At 37.2% G+C, this 19,968-nt stretch carries 20 protein-coding genes; 14 read left to right on the plus strand and 6 right to left on the minus strand.

What is annotated here, in order from left to right; genetic code table 11:
* Positions 1-1,308 carry a UDP-N-acetylglucosamine 1-carboxyvinyltransferase gene (gene murA / locus ODE14_RS10825; protein WP_248391146.1) on the plus strand — a complete coding sequence of 436 codons (1,308 nt, stop codon included), beginning with the start codon at positions 1-3 and terminating at the stop codon, positions 1,306-1,308.
* 75 nt (positions 1,309-1,383) lie between these two features.
* Here the strand turns inward: murA and ODE14_RS10830 are convergent, their stop codons facing one another.
* From ODE14_RS10830 to ODE14_RS10850, 5 genes are all read right to left on the minus strand, one after another.
* Positions 1,384-1,695 (minus strand): NIL domain-containing protein, encoded by a 312-nt coding sequence (locus ODE14_RS10830; RefSeq protein ID WP_263601458.1) that lies wholly within the window; start codon positions 1,693-1,695, stop codon positions 1,384-1,386.
* A 207-nt stretch (positions 1,696-1,902) separates the two neighbouring features.
* Positions 1,903-2,559, minus strand: coding sequence for a YiiX/YebB-like N1pC/P60 family cysteine hydrolase (locus tag ODE14_RS10835; protein WP_263601459.1), 657 nt, complete (start codon positions 2,557-2,559; stop codon positions 1,903-1,905).
* Positions 2,537-2,992, minus strand: a complete 456-nt coding sequence (locus tag ODE14_RS10840; protein WP_263601460.1) for a DUF1801 domain-containing protein — start codon at positions 2,990-2,992, stop codon at positions 2,537-2,539. Before ODE14_RS10840 ends, ODE14_RS10835 begins: the two co-directional genes overlap by 23 nt.
* Positions 2,993-3,111: 119 nt before the next feature.
* Entirely contained in the window at positions 3,112-4,536 is a 1,425-nt protein-coding gene (locus ODE14_RS10845) for a hypothetical protein (protein WP_263601461.1), read from the minus strand.
* 10 nt (positions 4,537-4,546) lie between these two features.
* A complete protein-coding gene (locus ODE14_RS10850) occupies positions 4,547-5,731 on the minus strand; it encodes a hypothetical protein (RefSeq protein ID WP_263601462.1) in 1,185 nt (394 codons plus the stop codon).
* A gap of 176 nt (positions 5,732-5,907) precedes the next feature.
* Here ODE14_RS10850 and ODE14_RS10855 point away from each other — a divergent pair, with 176 nt between their 5' ends.
* The 9 genes from ODE14_RS10855 to ODE14_RS10895 all read left to right on the plus strand — a co-directional run bounded on the left by ODE14_RS10855 (position 5,908) and on the right by ODE14_RS10895 (position 13,104).
* Positions 5,908-7,113, plus strand: coding sequence for a pyridoxal phosphate-dependent aminotransferase (locus tag ODE14_RS10855; RefSeq protein ID WP_248391136.1), 1,206 nt, complete (start codon positions 5,908-5,910; stop codon positions 7,111-7,113).
* Between the two features lie 112 nt (positions 7,114-7,225).
* Positions 7,226-8,245 carry a UDP-N-acetylmuramate dehydrogenase gene (gene murB, locus ODE14_RS10860; RefSeq protein WP_263603835.1) on the plus strand — a complete coding sequence of 340 codons (1,020 nt, stop codon included), beginning with the start codon at positions 7,226-7,228 and terminating at the stop codon, positions 8,243-8,245.
* A gap of 70 nt (positions 8,246-8,315) precedes the next feature.
* Positions 8,316-9,119, plus strand: a complete 804-nt coding sequence (gene proC / locus ODE14_RS10865; protein WP_263601463.1) for a pyrroline-5-carboxylate reductase — start codon at positions 8,316-8,318, stop codon at positions 9,117-9,119.
* Between the two features lie 128 nt (positions 9,120-9,247).
* A complete protein-coding gene (gene lnt / locus ODE14_RS10870; protein WP_263601464.1) occupies positions 9,248-10,891 on the plus strand; it encodes an apolipoprotein N-acyltransferase in 1,644 nt (547 codons plus the stop codon).
* 141 nt (positions 10,892-11,032) lie between these two features.
* Complete coding sequence (rpmB, locus tag ODE14_RS10875) at positions 11,033-11,272, plus strand: 50S ribosomal protein L28 (RefSeq protein ID WP_029294538.1); 240 nt, start codon at positions 11,033-11,035, stop codon at positions 11,270-11,272.
* A 7-nt stretch (positions 11,273-11,279) separates the two neighbouring features.
* Positions 11,280-11,462 (plus strand): 50S ribosomal protein L33, encoded by a 183-nt coding sequence (gene rpmG, locus ODE14_RS10880; RefSeq protein WP_027379950.1) that lies wholly within the window; start codon positions 11,280-11,282, stop codon positions 11,460-11,462.
* A 20-nt stretch (positions 11,463-11,482) separates the two neighbouring features.
* Positions 11,483-11,635, plus strand: a complete 153-nt coding sequence (locus tag ODE14_RS10885; RefSeq protein WP_002976755.1) for a DUF4295 domain-containing protein — start codon at positions 11,483-11,485, stop codon at positions 11,633-11,635.
* A 179-nt stretch (positions 11,636-11,814) separates the two neighbouring features.
* Positions 11,815-12,768 carry a signal recognition particle-docking protein FtsY gene (gene ftsY / locus ODE14_RS10890; RefSeq protein ID WP_263601465.1) on the plus strand — a complete coding sequence of 318 codons (954 nt, stop codon included), beginning with the start codon at positions 11,815-11,817 and terminating at the stop codon, positions 12,766-12,768.
* Positions 12,769-12,837: 69 nt separating this feature from the next.
* Positions 12,838-13,104 carry a GlsB/YeaQ/YmgE family stress response membrane protein gene (locus ODE14_RS10895; RefSeq protein WP_248391128.1) on the plus strand — a complete coding sequence of 89 codons (267 nt, stop codon included), beginning with the start codon at positions 12,838-12,840 and terminating at the stop codon, positions 13,102-13,104.
* Positions 13,105-13,168: 64 nt separating this feature from the next.
* Here ODE14_RS10895 and sppA read toward each other — a convergent pair whose 3' ends face one another.
* Positions 13,169-14,926, minus strand: a complete 1,758-nt coding sequence (gene sppA / locus ODE14_RS10900; RefSeq protein ID WP_263601466.1) for a signal peptide peptidase SppA — start codon at positions 14,924-14,926, stop codon at positions 13,169-13,171.
* Positions 14,927-14,945: 19 nt separating this feature from the next.
* Here sppA and folK point away from each other — a divergent pair, with 19 nt between their 5' ends.
* The 4 genes from folK (at position 14,946) to ODE14_RS10920 (ending at position 19,957) form a co-directional block, all read left to right on the plus strand.
* The gene (folK, locus tag ODE14_RS10905) at positions 14,946-15,362 is read left to right on the plus strand and encodes a 2-amino-4-hydroxy-6-hydroxymethyldihydropteridine diphosphokinase (RefSeq protein WP_248391119.1); all 417 of its coding nucleotides are present in this window, start codon (positions 14,946-14,948) and stop codon (positions 15,360-15,362) included.
* A gap of 19 nt (positions 15,363-15,381) precedes the next feature.
* Positions 15,382-16,482: an OmpA family protein gene (locus tag ODE14_RS10910; RefSeq protein ID WP_263601467.1), complete on the plus strand. Its 1,101-nt coding sequence runs from the start codon at positions 15,382-15,384 to the stop codon at positions 16,480-16,482.
* 29 nt (positions 16,483-16,511) lie between these two features.
* Positions 16,512-17,975 (plus strand): OmpA family protein, encoded by a 1,464-nt coding sequence (locus ODE14_RS10915; protein ID WP_263601468.1) that lies wholly within the window; start codon positions 16,512-16,514, stop codon positions 17,973-17,975.
* 80 nt (positions 17,976-18,055) lie between these two features.
* Positions 18,056-19,957, plus strand: a complete 1,902-nt coding sequence (locus ODE14_RS10920; protein WP_263601469.1) for an ATP-dependent DNA helicase RecQ — start codon at positions 18,056-18,058, stop codon at positions 19,955-19,957.
* The last annotated feature ends 11 nt before the right edge of the window (positions 19,958-19,968 follow it).

Raw genomic sequence — 19,968 nt, forward strand, 5'->3', positions numbered from 1 at the left:
ATGAGTGGAACATTTCAGATAAGAGGAGGAAAAAGACTGCAAGGTGAAATTACTCCACAAGGAGCAAAAAATGAAGCTCTACAAATTCTTTGTGCCGTCTTATTAACTGATGAGGAGGTAAGAATTAAAAATATTCCCGATATCCACGACGTTAATCGATTAATTGAAATTCTGGGTGATTTTGGAGTGAAAGTTACCAAGAACGGACACGGCGATTATACTTTCAAAGCAGACAAAGTTAATTTTGATTACATCAAATCCGATGAATTTAAAAAAGACGGGGCAAAGCTAAGAGGTTCCATCATGCTTATGGGTCCTATGCTGGCACGATATGGCGAAGCATATATGCCGACCCCGGGAGGTGACAAGATTGGAAGAAGAAGATTAGATACCCATTTCCAGGGATTGGTAGAACTTGGCGCTGAATTTCATTATGACGAAGAAGAATTCTTTTATTCTTTAACAGCAAAAGAGCTTAACGGTAAATTTATTTTATTGGAGGAAGCTTCCGTAACAGGGACTGCCAATATTGTGATGGCCGCAGCATTAGCGAAAGGAAAAACAAGAATCTATAACGCAGCCTGCGAACCATATCTTCAGCAATTATGTAAAATGCTGAACAGAATGGGAGCAAATATTTCAGGAATTGGTTCAAATTTATTAACAATCGAAGGAGTTTCCCATCTTCACGGAACAGAACATACGATGCTTCCGGATATGGTGGAAATCGGATCCTGGATCGGTCTTGCAGCCATGACCAAATCTGAAATTACCATTAAAAATGTCAACTGGAACCAGCTTGGCGTTATCCCGAATACATTCAGAAAGCTGGGTATTCAGCTGGAGCAGAGCAACGATGATATTTTCATCCCGACTCAGGAAAATTATAAAATCCAGAAATTTATAGACGGTTCTATTCTTACTGTTTCAGATGCACCATGGCCGGGATTCACACCGGACCTTCTTTCTATCATTCTTGTTGTGGCAACACAGGCGAAAGGAAGTCTTTTGGTTCACCAGAAAATGTTCGAATCAAGATTATTTTTCGTGGATAAACTGATTGACATGGGCGCTCAGATCATCCTCTGCGATCCGCACCGTGCAACGGTAATCGGGCTGAATCAGGAAACTCCGCTAAGAGGAACAACCATGGTTTCTCCGGACATCAGAGCCGGAAATGCACTTCTGATTGCCGCTCTTTCTGCAGAAGGAAAATCAATCATCCACAATATTGAACAGATCGACAGAGGCTACGAAAATATTGATGGAAGATTAAAAGCTATCGGAGCAGATATCGAAAGAATTTAGCACTGCAATTAATATATAAAAGCGTCCGGTTTTCACCGGACGCTTTTCTGTAATTAAAAACGATATGAACCTATCTTATAAATACTTTCTGCAGACATATTCTACAGTGGTACTCAGAAGTTTATTTTTATTAAGATACACTTCCAGTGCGTCGTAGTCATCCGAACTTACATTGATATACAGCTGAACAGATCCGAAGCTTCTCCCATTTACATATTCAACATTGGCTGATAACACCTTGTGACAGATCCCAAACTGATTATATATAGTATTCATCAGCTGTTCAAACTTCATTTTACCGTTCAGTTCAATTTCCAGGATCAATTCTTTTTTAGGCAGGTTTATTTTACCATTTACAACCTGCAGGCTTGGATTAGGTGTTATCATAACAAAACTTTTTAGGTTAAAAACTAATGCTCATTTTTCTGTTGGTTAAGCTTAGACAAAAATATAAAAAAATATTAGTCTACCAAATTAGTAGAGTATTATTTTTAAAATTTATTTGAATATTATTTTAACTCTTTCTTTTCAGTTGAAATTCCATAAAAAAACGGACTCTTATGAATCCGTTATTATTTCTTTTTTACCGTTATTTTATTTAAGCAGCTTTATCCTTTCAAGCTTTTCTGAAGCAGCCAGTCCGTTAGGATTACAGCCGGGTTCGCCTTCCGGAACTTTAAGACCTTTCTTATCGTAAAAATCCTCCCAGAAAGCATTGGTTTTCCCTGTCGCAGGATCAATAAAAGTCATTGGTTCAAGCTTGAAAATATGATTTTTCCTGAATGCTCTTTCAATATAGTCTGAGCAGTAGTAAGAATTTTCATTCAGAATATAATCAAAATTGTAAGGTTTTCCCAACATGGTATTTGCTTTTTCAACAGCTGAAAGTATTGCATGCTGATACTGAGATTTTAAGCGGTAAACAACAACTGTTTGCCCGTCTTCGGACTGATCTTTCAGAAAATCTTTAAGCCTTTGTTTTTGGGAGCCGCCTTTAGGAGCGGCGTGCAAAACATAAGCATCTCTTTTTGTTTTTTCCAAAATTCCAATATGATCGAAAGAAGCATTTTCCTGTTTCTGGGTAACGTTATTGATTGCGCCGGAAAGTCCGGTACTTTTCGCGGTTACAAAAAGCAAATCACCGTTTTGCAGATCCGAAGCTTTGTAACTTCGGCAGCCGAGAATACACGTGAAAATACATGCTGTCGCTAAAAGCGTACAGAGAAACTTACTTTTTAAAATTTGCTTCATAACAATCGATCCAGTCCTGAACCGTCATTTTTTTACTTACTTCAGCGATTAATTCAAAGGGAATATCATCCATTTTTTTGAAACGCACACAAGATTTTCCCATATCCAGTTTTCTTTTAGAATATTTGGGAAATTCTTCCACGAACCAATCCAACAGATCAGGTTTTGCATACATTCCCATATGGTAAAATGCAATAAAATTCTTCTGTGAAGCAATACTGATGAAAGGCAAAGGCGTTCCCGGAGCACAATGATACCCTGCCGGATATGTTTCCAGTGGAACTCCCCATCCAATCATTCCGTAGCTGCTGCTTTGCGAAAAACCTTCCGGTAAATTGTCGCTAATGGTGTTAAAAAGCTTTCTGAAAACCTCCTGTCTTTCTTCAGGGATCTTTGAAATATAATCATCTATTGAAATGGATTCTATCTGCATTTTTTCAGTTTTATAATTTTTTCAAAATAACGAAAATTTAATGGAACCGGATTTTAAATCAATAAAAAATCAGCTTTAAAATTTAAAGCTGATCTATCAATATTCCTCTGATGAAAAAATTATTTCACAAAATTGTAAATGCTGAACATCTGAACATTTTTACCGTCTTTGTCCAGGAACAGTAATTTATTGGTAGCCGGAACAAACTGCACCAGATTCCCGTCCGTAAAGCCGTAATTCTGGAAGAAATTTCTTCCCTTATAATCTAACGTAAGTTCTTTTGGAGCCAGACTGCCGAAATCGAAAGATTTCATTGAAAAACCTGTATTCCCGAATGCACCTTTTGGATAAAATGCGGAAACATACAGATTGTCTCCGGATTCAATCACCTGAACTCTTCTTCCTGAAGGATTGCTTCCCAGTGGTACAAACTGTTTTACCTCCCCTTCTTTATTGAATTTCATTAAAACGCCTACATCAAGTGTATAAACAGGATCCGGAAAACGATTCATTGCTGTAGGCATCGGTCTCGAAACCGTTTCCTGCTGAACCGCCATTAAAACCTCATCGCCTTTTATGATGGTCTTAATTACTTTTACGTCGCTCATGTCTTTGGCTCCTGCAAGATTGATATTGCTGATTACCGCTTTTCCAGATTTAATATCATAAAACATTACCGTTCCGAAAGTACTTCCGCCCATTGTAACCGCCTGGTTTTTTCTTCCGAAAGTTACCAGATAATCATTGTCATTTTTGCTGATTGCGTATAATTTTTCAGGAATATATTTATCATCAAAAGGTAAATCTTTATCTTCTGTATTAGAAACCATTTCCATTTTGTAAGATTCTTTCCAGCCGGCAGCTTTACGCAGCAAAACGATCTTCCCGGAATTTGTTAGGGTTAAAGATTTTTCCACATAATCACTGCTTAACGTAATTTCTTTATTCCAAAGCGGTGTTAATGTTCTTAAATCGATTACCAGAGCATCATTAACGTTATCCGTTTTCTTCGTTGCATATCTGTCGTTGAACACGGCCGCATATTTCCCGTTCTCAGAAAAAACTACATAAGTTGTCCCCGATCTGTTTGTGGATTCAATCGTATATTTTGCGATGCTTTTTGTCGTAAAACTTCCCATTTTTTTACTGAAAACATGCTGAAAAACTTCTTTCCTGTTTTCCTTACCGAAATATTCTTCTGTAAATGCCACCAATCTGTCTTCATCAATCTGTTGAGATCCCAGGTAATTGTGAAGAACGCCGTTGGTTTTATTTGCATAATCTTGAATATACGTGTCTATAAGACTTCCGTTCTGATCCAGTTTTCTCATCAGCAGTTTTTTGTGCGGAAAGACATTTCTCATCAGCCCGTCGATATTGATCGCACTGAACATATAAGAATTGTAATCGTCTGCCAGAACCAGCTTTTCATCTGTTTCAAGATTGTCATCCGTTGTAAATTTTGTCCCCTCCACAACCTTTACCTGAGCAAATGCACATATAGAAGCTGTGATCATCACTGAGGCAATAATCTGTTTAATCATGTAATTTTCTTTAGTTATTATAAATTTTTTGTTCTAATTTTTTTAATTCAAGATTGGCATCATAGGATAATTTGATGTCTACTAAATGTTCCTGAAGTTCATTTAAATATTTTTCCGCTTCTTTAGAATTTCCTAAAGCAAGATTCAGCCTTATCAGATTAAAATAAAGATACTCTCCTATTTTCTGGTTGTATAAAGCTTTTTTATCACTGTAATTTACTTTACTAAGCGCAGTCTTCCACATATCGATTCCTTTCTGCATATTTTCCATAGCCACTTTATTCGGAGCGTAATCCGACTTTGCCTGCAGCTTTTTAAGATTAGTCGTTACATAGATATATGCTTTTTCCAGATCATCATAATCTCCTTTATTTTTTACCGTTTCTAAAGTTACCGAAGAATTGATCGTCTGGTATCCGAAATGATCATTAATAATATTCCTGGTACGGTCCATTGTTCTCTGGAGATATGATTTTTCGTGTCCGTTTAGGTTGATCTCGTTTGTAGGCACACTTGCAATTTCTGCAAAGTCGGAAAAATAGGTTTTATCCAGTTTCACCACTCCGTTTTGTTTACCGATAATTCTTACCGGCTGGTTGGCAAATGTTTTTCCCTGATTGTCCTGAAAATTTGTTCTTTCCATTTCAATCTGCAGGTCAAGATAATTTCCGCCTTTTGAAAAGCCTGCAACATCTATTTGTGAAGCAAGAATTTTGTTGTCCACAATTAAAGCATCCCTCAGGTCGGGCTGTCTGTAAACCGGCATTGGCGGGATATTAAGGACAGGCCTTGAAGGCAGCGTTAAAACCGGAGCGCCATTTGTAGTGGCAATTTTTTCAACAGCAGACAATTTGCTGTATTCTGCAGATTCGAGTTTAAATTTTTCCTGAAGCTTTTTAACTTCAGCCTCATAATCTTTGAGTCTTTCCTGATGTTCTATCTTAGCTGTTTCTACATTGGCCTTATAATTATTTACCTGATTCTGGTAATCTTCTTTTGAGATCCTCAAAACGTCATCTTTTGTAATATTATAAGGAGATTTTACAGTAATCGTATAATTTCTGTTGGCAGCCTCTGTAGTAAAAACAGGTTCTTTCAATAATTGAAAGCTGATGGTCTCTTTATCAATCCTCTGCCCTAAAACAGATTGAACCGAAAATAAAACAACAGGAATAAATAAATTTATTTTCTTCATATAAAATAGTTAATTCCGGGCAAAAGTAAAATAATTTATCAATAAAATACCTGTCGCAGTATTAATAATTAACTTTTTACAAATCATTAATATCATTTGGATAAAGTCTTTCTTTGCCTGCTTTATTGTATTATTGAGAAATTATATCTTATTTTTGCCATACAAATTTTTCAACAATGCCGAATATTTCAAACAGAGCACTGCACATGCCGCCTTCGCCGGTAAGAAAACTGGTTCCATTTGCCCTGAAAGCAAAGCAGAAAGGAATAAAAGTCTATCACCTGAATATCGGGCAACCTGACATCGAAACCCCGGAAACAGCACTGAATGCTTTAAAAAATATTGATCTCAAAGTTTTGGAATATGCTCTTTCAGAAGGTAATTTAGAGTATAGAAAAGCCTTAACAGATTATTATCATTCATTGGGATTTAACGACCTTACAACAGATAATTTCATTGTTACCAACGGAGGATCGGAAGCTTTGAATTTCGCCATTTCAACTTTATGTGACGACGGTGATGAGGTGATTATCCCTGAACCGTATTATGCTAATTACAATGGTTTTACAAGTACTTTTAATGTAAATGTTGTTGCCGTCCCTTCAACCATAGATACAGGATTTGCACTTCCTCCGATTGAAGAATTTGAGAAAAAAATTACAGAAAAAACAAGAGCCATCGTTATTTGCAACCCTGGAAATCCTACCGGTTATCTGTATACCCGTGAGGAACTTCAGAAATTGGCAGAAATTGCTCTTAAATATGATATCGTGGTGATTTCAGATGAAGTGTACAGAGAATATGTATATGACGGGAAGCAGCAGGTTTCTATGTTTGCTTTTCCTGAACTGGCAGAAAACTGTATTATTATTGATTCCGAATCGAAACGTTATTCTATGTGCGGTGTGAGAATCGGGTGTATGATTACCCGTTCAAAGAAAATCCACGACGCGGCCATGCTTTTTGCACAGGCCAGATTAAGTCCTGTTCTATTAGGACAAATTGCAGCCACTGCAGCACACCAGAATGACGGAGCGTATATCAGAGCCGTAAGGGAAGAATATACCCACCGAAGAAATGTATTGGTTGATGCTTTAAACGCTATTCCGGGGGTAATCTGCCCGAAACCGAAAGGGGCTTTCTATTGCGTTGCAGAGCTTCCTGTAGACGATACCGAGAAATTCGCGCAATGGCTTCTTGAAAAATATTCCAACCAGAACGAAACGATTATGGTAGCTCCGGCGGGAGGTTTCTACAGCAATCCGGAACTGGGAAAAAAGCAGGTAAGAATTGCTTATGTTTTAAAAGAAGAAGATCTGAAAAGAAGTGCAGCTATTTTAAAAGATGCACTTGATCAATATAAATTAGAGTTCAGTCTTTAAGTCTTTAATCTTAAACAATATAGTTATCAGCAATAAAACCTGGATTAGAAATACCTTCCAAGCTTTTATTGCTGATATTTTTTTTAATAAGATCAACGAATTTGTTTAAATAATCCAAATGCAGGAAAATTTTTCACTCAAGGCACACAACACATTTGGCGTGGATGCAAAAGCGAGATATTTCACGGAAGTACATTCTACCGAAGAATTAATTGAAGCGTTCAACTATTCCAAAACAGGTACTCTACCTCTTCTATTTTTAGGTGGAGGAAGCAATATTCTTCTGACAAAAGATTTTGAAGGATTAGCCATTAAGCTTAATCTAAAAGGTATTCACGAAGATATCCTCAATGAGGATGAAGTATTGGTTACGGCAAAAGCAGGTGAAAACTGGCACGAATTCGTGATTTTCTGCCTTGAAAAGAATTATGGCGGACTGGAAAATCTTTCCCTGATTCCCGGTAATGTAGGAACATCACCCATGCAGAACATCGGAGCTTACGGCACGGAAATCAAAGATATTTTTGTAAACTGTACCGTTCTAAACCTTGAAAACCTGCAGCTTGAAACTTTCAACCTGGAGCAATGCAGATTCGGATACAGAGATTCTGTTTTCAAACAGGAAGGAAAAGGAAAATATGTAATCCTGGAAGTTGCTTTTAGACTGACCCGAAAAAATCATCATATCAAAACAGAATACGGCGCGATACAGGCTGAGCTGGAACATTTAGGAATTGAAAAACCGACCATTCAGGATATTTCCCGCGCGGTAATCAATATCAGGCAAAGTAAACTCCCGGATCCGAAAAAAATCGGCAACGCCGGAAGTTTCTTTAAAAACCCTACCATTTCTTTATCACAATTTGAACAGTTAAAGGAAAATTTCCCACAAATTCCGGGGTATGCAAACGGAGATTTCGTTAAAGTTCCTGCTGGATGGCTTATTGAGCAATGCGGATGGAAAGGAAAACAGATAGGTAATGTGGCTTCTCATCAACTGCAGGCTCTTGTGATTATCAACGCAACCGGAAAAGCGACCGGACAGGAAATCTTCGATTTTTCAACGGAAATTATTAATTCCGTGAAAGAAAAGTTCGGGATTGAATTGGAAAGAGAAGTAAATATTATTTAAAATAAACTTTCAAAACTTTGTAAAAGTTTGAACTTTGACAAAGTTAACACGCGTAAAACAAACACACAATATGAAAATTGCTATTCTCGGGGCCGGAAACATGGGGCTCTCCTTTTCAAAATCGTTTCTGAAATACGAACTGATAAAGCCGGAAAATCTTCATTTAATTACAAGAGACAACTCAAAGTTCTCAAAAATATCGGAAGAATTTCCAAAATCTAAGATTTCGACTTTTGATGAAGTCACAGAATTGAATGCAGATTTAATTATCATTGCTGTAAAACCTCAGGATTTCAAGCATGTTGCCGAAAATATCAGATTTAAACTCGTGGAAAATCAGATGGTTTTATCGATTATGGCAGGAATTAAAATCGAAAAAATCCAACAATTACTTAATCATCCTCTGATAGTAAGAGCAATGCCCAATTCCCCTACGCTGCTCGGAATGGGAATTACCGGTTATACCGCAGCGGCAGGAATTTCCTTCAGCCGGCTCATTGCTATTGAAAGACTGCTAAACTCAACTGGAAGATCCGTTTACCTGGAAAATGAAGAATTGCTTGACGCCGTAACTGCACTTTCCGGAAGTGGCCCCGCCTATTTTTATTACATTGTAGATGCGATGATTAAAGCGGGAGTTGAAATGGGAATTGATGAAAACCTGTCGAAACTTTTCGTAAACCAGACCATGCTCGGAGCTTATCACCTGATTAATAATTCTGATAAAAATTTAGAAGAACTCATTAAAGATGTCGCATCAAAAGGTGGCACAACAGAAGCTGCCTTGAAAACTTTTAACGAAAATAATTTAAAGCAAATCCTGAAAACAGGCATTCTGAATGCGGAAAAACGTGCTAAGGAGCTGAATGGCTAAATCCTGCCATTAAAATCTGAAGTTGAGGTCACGTCAAGATTACGATCTGGTATTTTATAATATTCTTTAACATCGTATGCAAATTTATTCATTTCAAAAACATTAAATTTGTGTATTAAATAAATTGAATGAAATACGTTTTACTTACGCTCATTTCAGCGATGCTATTATCCATTTCGTGGCCTACTTACGGAGTTCCTTTTTTTATATTTTTCGCATTGGTACCGCTTCTGATGATGGAGCATGGTGTTTCTAAATTTTCAGACTTTAAGAGAAAAAGCTGGGTAGTTTTCGGACTGTCTTATGTATGTTTTATTATCTGGAATGCGGTGACTACCGGCTGGCTGTACGGAGCAAAAAATCCGGATGGAAGCCATTCGGTATTGGCTGTTTTATTCCCGGTATTGGTTAATTCGCTTCTTTATTCTTTGGTATTTCAGTGTTATCACTGGTATAAAAATGCACAGGGGACATATTGGGGACTGGCCTTTCTGGTAGCCATCTGGATGAGTTTCGAAAAATTCCACTTGGGATGGGAATTTACCTGGCCCTGGCTGAATCTCGGCAACGTATTTTCAGAGTATCCCAAGGTGATTCAATGGTATGATACACTGGGTGCTACCGGTGGAAGCTTCTGGATCTTACTGATCAATGTTTTGATCTTTTATACAGTGAGAATCTGGCAAGCCGGAAGAAAAAGAAAAGACCTTATTAAAAATACTTCAATTGTTGCGGTTCTGATTATCGTACCGATGATTATTTCGGTTGTACAGTATAATAATTTTAATAAAAAACCAACCGGCAGCGTAAATGTATTAATGCTTCAGCCCGACCTTGATCCTTATGCTGAAAAATATTCCAAAGACAGCCTTGTTATAGAAAATGATCTTTTGGATCTGGCCGAAAAAAATTCAAAAGGGAAAATAGATTATTATATTGCTCCCGAAACCGCACTTCCGGGCAGAGGTTCAATTTCCGAGCGTGGTTTTGAGAAAAGTGTTATCCTGAACAATCTTAAAACGTTTTTATCTAAACATCCAGGGTCTGTATTTGCCACAGGAATTTCTTCACACAAATTTTATACTTCCGAAGAAAATCTTCCAAAAGAAGCATATCAGCTAAATCCCGGGCTTTGGGTTGAAAGTTTTAATTCTGCCGTTCAGGTTATTCCTAACCGAAAAGTTGAAGTATATCACAAAGGAAAGCTGGTTCCCGGCGTTGAGATTTTCCCTTATATGAGCTATCTGAAGCCTATTTTAGGTGATGCGATGCTTAATCTGGGAGGAACTGTTGCTTCCCTTGGCACAGACAAAGAAAGAATAGCATTTGCCAATCCTTTCAATAAAGGCAAAATGGCGCCTATCATCTGCTATGAAAGTATTTATGGAGAGTTTACCGGAGAATATGTAAAAAAAGGAGCCAACTTCTTAGGGATTATGACGAATGATTCATGGTGGGGTGTTTCAGAAGGACACCGTCAACTTCTATCTTATGCAAAACTTCGGGCGATAGAAACCAGAAGAGAAATTGCAAGAGCTGCCAACAGCGGAATTTCGGCTCATATTGACGCCAGAGGAGAGATTATTGAAGATACTTTTTACGGAGACAAAACAGCCTTATTTGCAAAAATACAACTGTATGATGAGATGTCTTTCTATACTAGAGCGGGAGATTTGCTTTCCCGGTTTTCAATTTTTGCCCTGGGCTTTTTATTATTTTATTTTTTAATAACACGATTTCAGGAAAAAACCAGGAAAGGTCGTGCAGCGTAAAGCAGGATAGAAAAACAGCAATTATCTGAAGCAAATATCAGCAACTTATTTGCAAATAATTTTCAAAAGATTTGTCTATCTAAAAAATTCTTCGTTATTTTGCACTCTCAAATATTATAGTACAAATAAGAACATCGAGATATGTCAAGAATTTGCCAAATAACAGGAAAGCGTGCAATGGTTGGTAACAACGTTTCTCACGCTAATAACAAAACGAAGCGTCGTTTTGAAATTAACTTATTGGAGAAGAAGTTTTACCTTCCGGAGCAAGATAAGCACGTAACACTGAAAGTATCAGCTCATGGATTGAGAGTGATTAACAAGATTGGAATCGAGGAAGCTCTTGAAAGAGCAACTAGAAACGGATTGATTAAAAAGTAATTGAATCATGGCAAAAAAAGGAAACAGAGTTCAAGTAATCCTTGAATGTACAGAGCATAAAGAAAGCGGTATGCCAGGAATGTCGAGATACATTTCTACAAAGAATAAAAAGAACACCACTGAAAGACTGGAGTTGAAAAAATACAACCCGGTTCTTAAGAAAGTAACTGTTCACAAAGAAATCAAGTAATTATTAAAATATAATTTACCATGGCAAAGAAAGTAGTAGCAACCCTACAAAGCGGTCAGTCTAAAAAAATGACCAAAGTGGTGAAAATGGTTAAGTCTTCCAAGTCAGGAGCTTACGTTTTCGAAGAAAAAGTAATGAATGCAGACGAAGTAGACGGTTATTTGAAAAAATAATCTACACTTTATTTACAATATAAAAAACTACTCAGATTTTGGGTAGTTTTTTTGTTATCTTTGCTTTAATCTAGCTGGAAGTCAGAAGCTGGAGGCTGAAGTCGGTACAAAATTGCAGAACTTCAGACTTCCATCCTCAGCTTCTATCTTTAATTAATAAAATTCCGTAATTCATAAAGATGAGTTGGTTTAAAAAAATTTTTAAAAAAGAAGAGAAAGAAACCTTAGACAAAGGATTGGAAAAATCCAGCCAGGGCTTTTTCGAAAAAATGACGAAAGCCGTAGTCGGTAAAAGCAAAGTAGACGATGAGGTTCTGGATGACCTTGAAGAAATACTTATTGCCTCTGATGTCGGCGCATCCACCACCATCAAAATCATAGAAAGAATTGAAGAGCGTGTCGCAAGAGACAAATACGTAAGCGTAAATGAACTGGACAAAATTCTCCGTGAAGAAATTTCAGGATTACTGCTGGAAAACCCTCATGCAGGAACAGGAAATATAGATACTTCTAAAAAACCTTACGTAATAATGGTGGTGGGAGTAAATGGTGTAGGAAAAACAACCACTATAGGTAAACTGGCTCATCAATTCACATCAGAAGGTAAGAAAGTGGTATTGGGAGCTGCAGATACATTCCGCGCTGCCGCAGTAGATCAGCTGGTGATCTGGAGTCAGCGAGTGGGCGTTCCTATTGTAAAGCAGGAAATGGGATCAGATCCAGCTTCCGTGGCCTTTGACACCGTACAAAGTGCCGTTGCCCAAAATGCGGACGTTGTAATCATTGATACAGCGGGAAGGCTTCATAACAAAATCAACCTGATGAATGAACTTTCCAAAATTAAACGAGTAATGCAAAAAGTTATTCCTGATGCGCCACACGAGGTTTTACTCGTTCTTGACGGCTCTACGGGACAGAACGCTTTTGAGCAGGCCAAACAATTCACTGCTGCTACAGAAGTAAATGCTTTAGCAATAACCAAATTGGACGGAACGGCAAAAGGAGGAGTTGTAATTGGTATTTCGGATCAGTTCCAGATTCCGGTGAAATATATAGGGGTCGGTGAAAAGATGCAGGACCTGCAATTATTTAATGGTACAGAGTTTGTAGATTCATTTTTCAAGAAGAGATGATGTAAAAATCATGTTTTCCCAAAACAGCAATAAACCAAACTATAAATATTAACATTAAAAAATGCAACTATGGGATTTTTAACATGGATTATTTTCGGACTACTGGCCGGAGCACTAGCTAAAGCGATAATGCCAGGGAAACAGGGAGGCGGAATGCTTATTACAATGATTCTGGGTATTATTGGAGCTTTTATAGGAGGAGCAATAGGCGTATATGTACTTCATTGGGGAGATGTAGATTCTTTCTGGAATTTCAGAAGCTGGATCTTAGCCATCGGAGGCGCTTTAATTGTTCTCTGGATTTACGCAATGCTTACACGGGAAACCAGGGCTTAGCTAATAAAAAACTAAAAACGGCGGATTTGAAATTCAAATCCGCCGTTTCTTTGTATAATATAATTTAGTTAATTTTAATCTGATAAGGCATTTCCATTTTTATTTCGGACTGCAGTTTTCTCTTTTCTGTAACCTGCTGAAGGATTTCATAGTTTGATTTTCCAATCTTATTTTTGATCACTCTTGCCGAAATTTCATCTTGATTCAGATCATTAAATATCTGTTCAAAAGGAGTCATGCTTTTAGGATATGAAGCAATACCATACGATTTCAATCCCGCTTTCTGTGCGGCAAATTTTACCGCATCATTTAATGTTCCCAATTCATCTACAAGTCCTATTTGTTTAGCCCTTGTTCCGCTCCACACTCTTCCTCCTCCAATATTATCAATCTGTTCAAAAGTTTGTTTTCTGTTCTGCGTTACAAAATATACAAATCTTTTATAGGTACCCTCAACACTTCTTGTAATAAGATTTACTCCGTAAGGGGTGACTCCATTTAAAGAAGAATAATACTGAGAATTGGCATTCGTTGAAACAATATCAGAACGGATCCCGTTTTTATTAGCAATATCTTTAAAATAAGGAATAACACCGAAAACACCTATTGATCCCGTTAATGTATTAGGTTCAGAATAAATTTTATCCGCCGCCATCGCGATGTAATAACCACCGGAAGCTGCATAATCCCCAAAAGAAACAATAAGCGGTTTTTTCTTTTTTAACTGCTGAAGCTCAAAAAGAATTTCATCAGAAGCATTGGCACTTCCTCCCGGAGAGTTAATTCTAAACACCACAGCTTTCACTTTATCATTATTCTGAAGATCTTTAATGTATTTAATATATTTTTCAGAATGGATATCATTATATTCGTCTCCTCCATAAATTGATCCCGAAGCATATAAAACAGCAACTTTATCTCCAGACTTTTCACTATCGGAATATGAAGCAATATATTTTCCTAAGGAAATTTTATTTAATTTTTCATCATCCTTTACGTTTAATTTTGATTTGATTAACTGATCATATTCAGTTTTCTGGATCAGCTTATCTGCAAGCTTGTATCGAAGTCCCAATTCAGGAATCATTCCATAAAGGCTGTCTACTACCATTCTGAAGGCAGCCGTATCAATTTTTCTGGAAGCAGCCATCTTGGAAGATGTATTTTTCCATATATCGTTCAAAAGAGTACTGAGCTGCTCTTTATTCTCAGGAGAAATATCATTTCTCAGGAATGGTTCAACAGCAGATTTGAATTTTCCGTGGCGGATTACCTCAATACCGATACCGTATTTATCTGCAAAATCTTTAAAAAAGGTTACTTCGGTAGCCAGACCTTTAAGTTCGATCATACCTGCCGGATTCAGATAGTACTGATCTGCAACAGACCCTAAATAATAAGAAGCCTGGGAAACAGCATTTCCATACGCATACACAAACTTTCCGCTTTTCTTAAAATCTTCGATAGCATCTCTCAGATCATCGATCTGGGTGACACCGGCGTTCAGATTATCCGCTTCAATACTGATTCCTTTAATATTATCATCTGTTTTGGCTTTATGAATAGCCTCAACTGCATCATAAATCAAAACATTTTTGTTCTGTTCGCTGATATTAAACAATCCCGTCTGTTCTTCAGTAGGACTGTCAATAATATTGGTTTTCAGATTAATTGTAAGTACGGAATTCTTTTTTACAACTACAGACTTTTCACTACCCATAGCACTAAAGACCAGCATTATGATGAAAAAGAAGAAAAACACGACACATAATATGACGATAGCCACTATATTTGCCAGTACATTTTTAAAAAAGCTTTTCATAAACAATCATTTTTTCAATATGTCGCAACATAAAGTCGTTTTGTTACTTGGAAGTAATCTCGGGGATCAAAAAAAAAATCTGCAGACTGCCCTGGACAAAATAAAACAGGCAGGAAATGAAATATTTAAAGTAAGTGATTTTTTAACATCCGAAGCCGTGGAATTTGCCAGTTCCAATATTTTTTGTAATATTGCATCAATAATATTCACACATCTTTCACCATTTCAGCTCCTTACTCTTGTAAAAAGTATTGAAGCGGAAATGGGGCGAACAGACGATTCTGCTGTAACCGGCGGTCATACCGACAGAGTTATTGATATTGACATCGTTACGTTCAATGAGATAAAGTTTATATCAGAAAGGTTAAAAATCCCTCATCAAAAACATCTTTCTGAAAGAGAATTTTCAAGAATATTATTAAAAGATTTTATCTAAAAACATAAAAACATATTGTATGAAATTAAGTTTATTGTTATTGGCTGCAATGCCTGTTGCAATGTATGCGCAGGATAGTATTGCTGTCACATCAAATGATATGTATCCTAATACATTTACTTCGGGTTCTGCTCATGTACAACCCTTCAACAATGCATCCAGGCGATTTAATGACTGGTCTGTATCAATTGGTGGAGGTGCTGCATTTATGGTTCACTCAGACCTTAAATCTATTACAGATCAAAAGATTAACTGGGGCTATAATTCGTATATAAGCCTGGACAAACAGATCTCTCATGCTTTCGGAATAAGTCTTATTTACCAAAAAGGTGAAACCATGCAGAAAGCACAGCTGGAAGGAGCCGCGGGAATAGGGGAAGCAAAAACGAAATATAATCAGATTGCTTTAATGGGTGATGTTAATTTTTCAAATCTTTTAAGAAGAGTAGACAATCATTCTCCCTACAGATGGGCTATGCATGGATATGCAGGTATCGGTATCATGAGCTACAATACTTCCCTGCATGATAATAATGAATTCAGATGGAGTACCGTCCCCGCAAGAATTCCTTTATTTATCAATCAGAAACTGGATATAAATTCCATTTACTATCAATTGGGGCTTGGTATAAAATATAATGTCTCCAGGCTTATTGATCTTGAAGCAAGAACCATGTATGTCATTAGTGGTGACGATGAGTTTGACGGCGGAGGAAATGCAGGACCGGCAGACTATGACCCGACTTCTAAAGTTTCTAAATACAACATGATCAATAAAAGAAGATCAGACAATGCATGGACCGTAAATCTCGGACTCTCTTTCAAATTAGGAAAACATATGACTCATCTCGCATGGCATGATCCTCTGCAGGAAGCGTACTACAGAGCCTATATTCTGGAAAATAAAAGTCCGGAGCTTATCGTATGCGAAAAGGGAGATGCAGATAATGACGGTGTGTGCGACGATTGGGACAGACAGCCTGACACTCCTGCAGGAGCAAGGGTAGATGGAGCAGGCGTTGCTTTGGATATCGATATGGACGGCGTTATAGACCTGAATGATAAATGTGTTACCGTTCCCGGAACCGTTGAGAACCAAGGTTGCCCAACAAATAAATAACTATTATTAAATAACTAAAAAAAATACATATGAAATTAAGTTTAGCAATTGTTGCATTAGCGCTGGCTGTTCCCGCAACAGGCTTTGCACAAGACTCAACAGCAGTCTCTTCAAGCAGAGAATATCCAAATACATTCTCTTCAGGTTCTGCAAATATTTCCCCATTTACAAATAAATCAAAAAGATTCAATGATTGGGCAATTTCATTTGGGGTAGGTGTACCATTGGTTCAATCTGCAGATTTAACATCCATAAAAAATGGAAACGGTAAAGACTTATTTGGTTACTCGGCATATGTAAGTATCGACAAAGCAATTACTCATGCTTTTGGTATTAACTTACAATATGACAGAGGAGAAACCAGACAAGGTTGGTTCAATACGAAAAAAGATGCACCCTCAAATGCCTCAACATATCAGCAGGTAGGTGCCAGAACGCAATATGATGCCATTTCATTGCTTGGAGACATCAATCTCTCCAACCTGTTCAGAAGAGTGGATAACCATTCGCCATACAGATGGGCTTTTCACGGATATGCAGGTTTGGGAACTTTAGCATACCGCGCCTATCAGAAAGATGAAACAGGAGACAGAATGGTAGCTGAAGTTAAGCCATTTAAATTAGGATCTATGTTCGCACAGGCTGGTGCAGGTCTCAAATTCAAAGTAAACCGAAGAATTGATCTTGAAGGAAGAGTAATGTATGCAATCACAGGTGATGATGAGTTCGATGGTGGAGGTGATAAATACAGTGCTATCAACCAAAGAGAAGAACAGGTATCCGATAATTTCTTTAATGCAACATTAGGAGTTTCATTGAAATTAGGAAAACATGAATCTCATTTGATGTGGCATGATCCGCTTCAGGAAATGTATTATAAACTGGATGTTCTGGCCAGTAAAAACCAGGATATTGAAGTATGTAAAAAAGGAGATCTTGATAACGACGGCGTTTGTGATGACTGGGACAGACAACTTGACACTCCTGCAGGAGCAAGGGTAGACGGTGCCGGTGTTGCACTTGACACTGATCTTGATGGGATAATTGATCTCTACGATAAATGTGTAACGGTTCCGGGACCTGTTGAAAACAATGGATGTCCTACAACATCAACGTCAGTAGATAAAGGATTTGTTGAAGAGCAAGAAACAAAATTGGAAGGAATTGAATTTGATTTAAATTCAGACAGAATCTTACCTTCAAACACTCCTATCCTGAACAATGCCGTTAATTATATTAATTCTTCAAGCGGAACTTATACCGTGATCGGAGCAACGGATACAAGAGCTTCTGAAGCATATAACCAAAAATTATCTGAAAGAAGAGCAAATAACGTTAAAGATTATTTAATCCAAAACGGTGTACAGTCGGATAAATTAAATGCTGTAGGAAGAGGTGAAAAAGATCTTAAATATCCTGAATGTAATCCAGCTACAAAATGCCCTGAATGGAAAAACAGAGCCAACAGAAGGGTTTATTTTGAGGCTAAATAGTATTTAAATTTTATAAAATAATATTAAAGTCACGCAAAGCGTGGCTTTTTTTGTCAGCTTAGTTTCACTATTTTTATCCCATGATTTCCCAACAAGATTTTCAAGAATTAAAATTCAAAACCTTAAAATATTTTTGGGGTTATGATAACTTCCGGGATTCCCAGGAAGCCGTTATTGATTCTGCTATTAATGAAAAAGACACGCTTGTCCTTTTACCAACAGGTGCAGGAAAATCACTCTGCTATCAGCTTCCTTCATTATTAAAAGAAGGAACCTGCCTGGTAATTTCACCACTTCTGGCATTAATGAAAGACCAGGTAAGCCAACTGAAATCAAGAGGGATTGAAGCTGAATATTTGTCTTCTGAACTGGATGAATATGATGCAGAAGGCATCTATAACCGTTGCAAGGAAGGGTTGACCAAATTGCTTTATATCTCTCCTGAAAGACTTACCAATAAACAGTTTCTTCAAAATATTGAAGAAATTCAATTGTCTTTTATTGCAGTGGATGAGGCACACTGTATTTCAGAGTGGGGGCAGGATTTCAGGCCAAGCTATCAGAACATCAAGGAATTTAGAAGAAATAATCCTAAAATATCCTGTCTGGCCTTAACGGCAACGGCAACACCGAAAGTTTTGGATGAAATAAGAGCAAAGCTTGAACTTAAAGATCCCCAGATTTTCCAAAGGAGTTTTAAGAGGGAAAATATCAGAATTCTTACAGAAGAAGTTTCCGATAAATTCCAGAAAATCTATGATATCCTGAAGTTTACCAAACAGTCCGGAATTATTTATGTAAGAACAAGAAAAGAAGCAGAGCTGCTGAGCGATTTTTTACAGAAAAACCAGTTAAAAAACGTTGATTTTTTTCATGCAGGCCTTACAACAAAGGAGAAAAATGCCAAACAAACCATCTGGAACAACAGCGATAATCAGGTTCTCATCTCCACGAATGCTTTTGGAATGGGAATTGACAAGGACAATGTTCGTTTCGTGATTCACTACTCCCCTGCTCCTTCCATTGAAAATTATTATCAGGAAATCGGAAGAGCCGGAAGAGATGGTGAAGAAAGCTTTGCCTTCTTACTTTGGAACAGGCAGGAACTTTCTAATTTTGACGATATATTAAAAAACCAGATTCCCAACAAAGCTGAATTCTTAAAAATCCTCACATACCTCTATTCCATTTTTCAGGTAGCAGAATTTGAAATGCCTGAAAAAGTTTTTGAGCTTAATTTAAACGGAATTCAAAATTTTACAAAACTTTCTTCAGCCAAAATTAAAAATGTTCTGAATTTCCTTCATAATCAGGAAATTATTTATTTCAATGATCATAAAAGTCTTTCATCTCTTCAGCTTTTAATGCAGGCCGATGAAATTGAACAGCTTCCGCATAAAGATGCTTATTTTATTGAACTCATGCTTCGTACCATTTCAGGAATTACAACACACAAAGTCATGTTCAGTGAGCAGCAGGTGAGCAATAAAATCGGGGTGAGTATTCATTTAATTAAAGAAAGACTTAAAGAACTTCAACAGAAAGGATATGTTGAATACGTAGACGGAGCACTTTCCAGCATTAAATTTTTAAAACCCAGAGACGAACGATTGAATAATTCTCAGTACTGGAAGCTTTTTGAACACATTCAGAAAAATAAAATCCAGAAATGGGAAGAGATGAAGTTTTACATTGAAGATAACCGCTATTGCAAAATGAAACTGATCCTCACCTATTTTGGTGAAAAGAAATCTAAAAACTGCGGAACGTGTTCTGTTTGTGAGAAAAACAGACAGTCTATTTTCGGGAAAAATATTTCTGGTGAAATCATTCAGGTTCTTGCTAAAAAGGCCTGTACAATAGAGGAAATTTCCATCCAGCTGAATTATCATCCTAAAGAAAATATTCTTGAGACTCTTATTTATCTTTTGGATTCCGGCAAGGTAAAAATGCTAAATTTCAGAACATATGCTTTAGCCTAAGTTATATCAGA

It is taken from the genome of Chryseobacterium sp. PET-29, from assembly GCF_025736815.1.
In the GTDB taxonomy this organism is placed as follows: Bacteria; Bacteroidota; Bacteroidia; order Flavobacteriales; family Weeksellaceae; genus Chryseobacterium; species Chryseobacterium nepalense.

Coding starts and splice junctions, on each gene's coding strand:
- murA (WP_248391146.1), top strand. CDS start 1: ATGAGTGGAACATTTCAGATAAGAGGAGGAAAAAGACTGCAAGGTGAA.
- ODE14_RS10830 (WP_263601458.1), bottom strand. CDS start 1,695: ATGATAACACCTAATCCAAGCCTGCAGGTTGTAAATGGTAAAATAAAC.
- ODE14_RS10835 (WP_263601459.1), bottom strand. CDS start 2,559: ATGAAGCAAATTTTAAAAAGTAAGTTTCTCTGTACGCTTTTAGCGACA.
- ODE14_RS10840 (WP_263601460.1), bottom strand. CDS start 2,992: ATGCAGATAGAATCCATTTCAATAGATGATTATATTTCAAAGATCCCT.
- ODE14_RS10845 (WP_263601461.1), bottom strand. CDS start 4,536: ATGATTAAACAGATTATTGCCTCAGTGATGATCACAGCTTCTATATGT.
- ODE14_RS10850 (WP_263601462.1), bottom strand. CDS start 5,731: ATGAAGAAAATAAATTTATTTATTCCTGTTGTTTTATTTTCGGTTCAA.
- ODE14_RS10855 (WP_248391136.1), top strand. CDS start 5,908: ATGCCGAATATTTCAAACAGAGCACTGCACATGCCGCCTTCGCCGGTA.
- proC (WP_263601463.1), top strand. CDS start 8,316: ATGAAAATTGCTATTCTCGGGGCCGGAAACATGGGGCTCTCCTTTTCA.
- lnt (WP_263601464.1), top strand. CDS start 9,248: ATGAAATACGTTTTACTTACGCTCATTTCAGCGATGCTATTATCCATT.
- rpmB (WP_029294538.1), top strand. CDS start 11,033: ATGTCAAGAATTTGCCAAATAACAGGAAAGCGTGCAATGGTTGGTAAC.
- rpmG (WP_027379950.1), top strand. CDS start 11,280: ATGGCAAAAAAAGGAAACAGAGTTCAAGTAATCCTTGAATGTACAGAG.
- ODE14_RS10885 (WP_002976755.1), top strand. CDS start 11,483: ATGGCAAAGAAAGTAGTAGCAACCCTACAAAGCGGTCAGTCTAAAAAA.
- ftsY (WP_263601465.1), top strand. CDS start 11,815: ATGAGTTGGTTTAAAAAAATTTTTAAAAAAGAAGAGAAAGAAACCTTA.
- ODE14_RS10895 (WP_248391128.1), top strand. CDS start 12,838: ATGGGATTTTTAACATGGATTATTTTCGGACTACTGGCCGGAGCACTA.
- sppA (WP_263601466.1), bottom strand. CDS start 14,926: ATGAAAAGCTTTTTTAAAAATGTACTGGCAAATATAGTGGCTATCGTC.
- folK (WP_248391119.1), top strand. CDS start 14,946: ATGTCGCAACATAAAGTCGTTTTGTTACTTGGAAGTAATCTCGGGGAT.
- ODE14_RS10910 (WP_263601467.1), top strand. CDS start 15,382: ATGAAATTAAGTTTATTGTTATTGGCTGCAATGCCTGTTGCAATGTAT.
- ODE14_RS10915 (WP_263601468.1), top strand. CDS start 16,512: ATGAAATTAAGTTTAGCAATTGTTGCATTAGCGCTGGCTGTTCCCGCA.
- ODE14_RS10920 (WP_263601469.1), top strand. CDS start 18,056: ATGATTTCCCAACAAGATTTTCAAGAATTAAAATTCAAAACCTTAAAA.